The following is a 1,472-nucleotide window of genomic DNA, read 5'->3' on the forward strand; positions in this document are numbered from 1 at the left end:
GGTGCTTACCCCTAAAAGTTAGAGTTTTATTATGCAGCTGATTGGCTGGAGTGAGTTCGATATTCAACTGGACTCATCCCAGCCAATTTTTCTTTTGATCGTTCATGGTTATACCAGTAGATATATTCTTCAATTCGTCTTTTTAATTCTTCATAGCTTACCAATTCTTCCCCATAATACATTTCTTGCTTTAAGATCCCAAAGAAGTTCTCCATCGAAGCGTTGTCTGCGCAGGTTGCTTTACGTGACATGCTTTGGAATACTTTATTCTTCTTTAATGTCCTCACCCATTGGTTGTGCTGATAATGCCAGCCTTGATCGGAATGGATGGTGGTGCGATAGGTTGCACGATTCTTTATTATCTCTATCGTTTCTTTTAAAGGTTCCATGACAAGATCTAACGTTGGACGTTTCTTAATTTCATAAGCAACAATTTCCCCGTTATAAAGGTCAAGAAACGGATTGAAATATAACTTCTCTTCGCCTAGACACTTGAATTCTGTAATGTCGGTTACTAATTTTTGAAGAGGAATAGGTGTACTAAAACGGCGTGATAATCGGTTCTTCGCTACGTTTCCAACGTTCCCCTTATAAGAATTATATTTACGGGATTTTCGCATAAATTTCACACATTTTAATCCCAATTCTCGCATGATGCGATACACTTTTTTATGGTTGATGGAATGACCTAATTTCTTTAATTCATTAGTTATTCGCTTATAACCATAACGTTCATTAAACTTTTTAAATAGATCTGTAATGATTTCTTTTAAGTTTGCGTCCGAATCTTCATTGCCAGAATTTTTCACTTGGTAATGGTAAGTTGCTTCTGGGATGCCCACGATAAGGAGAATATCTTTTAATCGGAATCCTTCTTCTTTGAGTTCGAATGCGACCTTTGCTTGCGCTTTTCGTGGAAGGCACTCGGATTTTCCCGAAAAGCTCTCAACTTTTTTAAGTATGCTACTTCTAGCCTTAGTAATTCATTCTCTCGTTCTAATTCTTCTTCACGTGTCAGTTTTTTATTTTCGTTTTTCTTTTTGTTTGGTTTTTTAGACATAGAAGGTCGCCCCTTTGACTTTAGGTTCAGGCCTTCTATTCCTTGTTCATTAAATGTTTTCATCCAGCGGTGAATTAATGAAGGATTGTTCAATCTAAATTGATTAGCAGTTTCCTGATAAGAAGCACCTGTCTCTATCATAAATTGTATCGTATCTAATTTAAATTGAATAGAATAAGCTTTGTTCACTTTTCTTCGCTTTAATCCCTCAATTCCTTGGATCTTATAGGCTCTTACCCAATCTTGTAATGGTGTTTGAGAGGGCATATTGTATTTTTTCGCCAATAATTTATATCCAAGTTCTCCATGTAAATACTCAGTAACAAGCTTTATTTTAAATTCCTCACTATATTTGGCCATAAAAATACCCCCAAAAGTTAGTTTTCTACTCTAACTTTTGGGGGTCGGTACC

The 1,472-nt window shown here is 36.0% G+C and carries 2 protein-coding genes; both read right to left on the reverse strand.

What is annotated here, in order from left to right:
• Positions 1-29 precede the first annotated feature (29 nt).
• Positions 30-962, reverse strand: coding sequence for an IS3 family transposase (locus tag J0N78_RS25390; protein ID WP_307795009.1), 933 nt, complete (start codon positions 960-962; stop codon positions 30-32).
• Positions 860-1,420: a helix-turn-helix domain-containing protein gene (locus J0N78_RS25395; protein ID WP_209125861.1), complete on the reverse strand. Its 561-nt coding sequence runs from the start codon at positions 1,418-1,420 to the stop codon at positions 860-862. The genes J0N78_RS25390 and J0N78_RS25395 overlap by 103 nt, the downstream gene beginning before the upstream one ends.
• Positions 1,421-1,472 lie beyond the last annotated feature (52 nt).

This window comes from Alkalihalobacillus sp. BA299 (genome assembly GCF_017745675.1).
Taxonomy (GTDB): Bacteria; Bacillota; Bacilli; order Bacillales; family Bacillaceae_F; genus Alkalihalobacterium.

What these genes read in the sequence shown, in the direction of transcription:
- J0N78_RS25395 (WP_209125861.1), bottom strand. Translation starts at nt 1,420, where the DNA reads ATGGCCAAATATAGTGAGGAATTTAAAATAAAGCTTGTTACTGAGTAT.